Below are 3,102 nucleotides of genomic sequence, written 5' to 3' on the forward strand. Positions count from 1 at the left end.
GATCGGGGCGGAGGATCTGGCGGAGCCGTTGCTCCTCAACGCCCGGACCAGCCGGGTCAAGACGCTGGTTGCCCTGAAGGATCCGGGCCGGTTGCATGGCCTCGCTCCGGACTTCTCCCGCATGGACGCTGTTTGCGGCGGGATAGGCTCCACCGGTCTCTATCCTTTTGCCAAAAGCTCCAGGCCCGGGGCTTTTCATGCCCGACAGTTCCCGCGAGCCTCCGGCTATCCCGAGGATGCGGCGACGGGCATTGCCGCGTCTGCACTCGCCTTCGGACTGCTGCACTGGAACATGGTCCCGCTCGACCGTGAGGTCCGTGTGCTTCAGGGCGAGGCGATGGGGCTGGCATCGGCGATTTCCGTCTCGTTCGAGCAGGAGAACGGTATGGCGACAGGGTGCTGGATCAGTGGTGACTGCCGGATAGACGCAACATTTGCCGCCTTGGAGAGCTGATTTGTCAGCCCGGAATGGAGTGTACAATCATGTTCAGCGCTGAGGAAAAGATCACCGGTCTCGATCTCTGGCATCTCGCCCTGCCGGTGGTCTCGCGCCGGGATCACGGCATCGGTTCGGTGGAAGGGGCGGTCGAGATCGTCGTGCTCCGGCTGACCTCGGAGAGTGGGGCGATCGGCTATGGCGAGGCTTCGCCCTGGTCTGTTTTCACCGGCTCTCCCGAGGCGAGCTATGCCGCGCTTGACCGGTATATCCGGCCGCATGTCGTCGGCAGGCGCGTTGGCGACATACCCCGGATCATGGATGTCGCAACCAAGGCCGTGGCCCATTGCACCGAAGCGAAGGCCGCGCTGGAAAGCGCGCTGCTGGATCTGAACGGACGGATCGCGGCCGTGCCGGTCTGGGCGCTGCTCGGTGGCAAGGCGCGGGATACGATCCCGCTTTCCGTCTCCATCGCCGATCCGGATTTCGATGCTGATCTGGCGCTGCTGGAGCGGCTCGCCGATGACGGCGTTGGCATCGTGAAGCTGAAGACCGGTTTCAAAACCCACGCATTCGACATCATGCGGCTGGAGAAGATCCGCGCCAACTGGCCGGACCTTGATGTTCGGGTCGATTTCAACCAGGGCCTCGCCATCGAGGGGGCCATCGCGAAGGTGCAGGACATCGCCAGCTTCGAGCCGACCTTTATCGAGCAGCCGGTCGCCTATCCTCATTTCAACCTGATGGCCGAGATCCGCGCCTCTATCGACGTACCGCTGATCGCCGACGAGAGTGTTTTCGGACCGGAAGACATGGCGCGCGCTGTTGCCGAAGGGATCTGCGACGGGGTTTCCATCAAGATCATGAAAGCCGGTGGATTGCGCCGGGGGCAGACGGTCGCCCGGATGGCGGCCGCGTCGGGCCTGTCCGCCTATGGCGGGGATATGTTCGAGAGCGGCCTCGCCCATCTTGCGGGTGCGCACATGATCGCGGCGACACCGGAAATCAGGCTCGGCTGCGAGTTCTATCAAGCGCAATATTACCTGAAGGACGACATTCTCGCCGAAAGCTTTCCGAGCGGGGGCGGCGTTGTCACAATTCCGGACAGTCCCGGTCTCGGAATACTTCCGGATAGCGAAAAGCTGGCGCACTATGCGCTCCGATCGACCGTGGGGGCGGGCAAGTGAGTGATGTGAAGAAACATGTAATTGTCGTTGGGGCCGGGATTGTCGGTGTGTCCACCGCGATCTGGCTGCAGCGCGACGGGCATCAGGTGACACTGGTGGACCGGGAAGGACCGGCCGCCGGAACGAGCTACGGCAATGCCGGCCTGCTTGCGTCCGGCTCCATCGTTCCGGTCACCGGGCCGGGGCTGATCGGCAAGGCGCCGAAGATGCTGTTCAATCCGGATCAGCCGTTGTTCCTGCGCTGGTCCTACTTGCCGAAATTGCTGCCCTGGCTGTTCAAATATCTGAGCCATGCGAATGCCGAGGATTCCAGACGGATCGCCAGTGCCTTGCATGATATCATCGGCGACAGCGTGGCCGATCATCAGGCGCTCGCAGCCGGAACCGGCGCGGAGCAGTGGATCAAGCCGCAGGAATATATGGTCGCCTACAATGACCGGGCACATTACGAGGGCGATGCCTTCGCCTGGTCGATCCGGCGCGATCACGGCGTGCAGTTCGAGGAGCTGGAAGGCGCCGCGCTGGCCGCACAGGAAACAGTCCTGAGCGACGATATCAAGTTCGGTGTTCGAGTGCTGAATCACGGCCGGATTTCCGATCCCGGCGCCTATGTGAAAGCACTCGCGGCCCATGTCGTGGCCGAGGGCGGCAAACTGGTACAGGCCGAGGTAACCGATATCCTCCGCGAGAATGGCGTGGCGACCGGTGTCAAAGCCGGTGGCGAGACGATTTCCGGCGATGCGGTGGTGGTCGCCATGGGCGCTTGGTCCGGCAAGCTGTCGAAATTGCTCGGGCTGGATATCCCGCTTGAATCGGAGCGCGGATATCACCTTGAGTTCTGGGAGCCGTCGGCGATGCCGAAGACGCCGATCATGGTCGCGTCCGGCAAGTTCGTGCTGACCCCGATGGAAGGGCGGCTCCGGGCGGCCGGTGTGGTGGAGTTTGGCGGTCTTGAGGCCGGGCCGTCCCGCGCGCCGCTGGAACTGCTGCGCCGCGCGGTGCGCAAGGCGATGCCGGATTTGACGTTCAAGGAAGAAACTGAATGGATGGGGCACCGTCCGGCAACGACGGACTCGCTACCGGTGATCGGGGAAGTTCCCGGCACCAAGGGGGCTTTCCTCGGTTACGGACATCAGCATGTCGGTCTTACGGGGGGGCCGAAAACAGGGCGGCTTCTTGCCCAACTCATCGGCGGAAAAAAGCCGAATATCGATTTAACGCGTTACTCTCCCTCACGCTTTGGCGGGTGAGGGGGTATGACTGGCCGAACAGGGTCATAACTGGGAGACTGCTAATGAAAAAACTATCGACAGTAATTGCCGCAGCGGCGTTCGCGGTTGCCGGCTCCGCCGGTGCCATGGCCGAAAAATGGGATATGCCGATGGCGTATTCCGCTTCCAACTTCCATTCGGCCACCGGCGCCGAGTTCGCCAAGTGCGTGACCACCGGAACCGGCGGCGATATTGAGATTGTGACGCA

General features: G+C 62.7%; 3 protein-coding genes and 1 pseudogene. All 4 read left to right on the top strand.

Annotation, left to right across the window (positions count from 1 at the left end; translation table 11 throughout):
* The coding region (locus AAC126_RS22095; protein WP_339857605.1) for a PhzF family phenazine biosynthesis protein at positions 1 to 454 on the top strand (454 nt) is incomplete at its 5' end.
* A 29-nt stretch (positions 455 to 483) separates the two neighbouring features.
* The gene (locus AAC126_RS22100; protein ID WP_339857608.1) at positions 484 to 1,623 is read left to right on the top strand and encodes an enolase C-terminal domain-like protein; all 1,140 of its coding nucleotides are present in this window, start codon (positions 484 to 486) and stop codon (positions 1,621 to 1,623) included.
* Between the two features lie 5 nt (positions 1,624 to 1,628).
* Entirely contained in the window at positions 1,629 to 2,873 is a 1,245-nt protein-coding gene (locus AAC126_RS22105; protein WP_339857611.1) for an FAD-dependent oxidoreductase, read from the top strand.
* 44 nt (positions 2,874 to 2,917) lie between these two features.
* Positions 2,918 to 3,102, top strand: a pseudogene (locus tag AAC126_RS22110) (C4-dicarboxylate ABC transporter substrate-binding protein); the annotation flags it as partial.

Origin of the sequence: uncultured Nisaea sp. (genome assembly GCF_963974195.1) — a bacterium.
Lineage (GTDB): Bacteria > Pseudomonadota > Alphaproteobacteria > Thalassobaculales > Thalassobaculaceae > Nisaea.

Coding starts and splice junctions, on each gene's coding strand:
- AAC126_RS22100 (WP_339857608.1), top strand. CDS start 484: ATGTTCAGCGCTGAGGAAAAGATCACCGGTCTCGATCTCTGGCATCTC.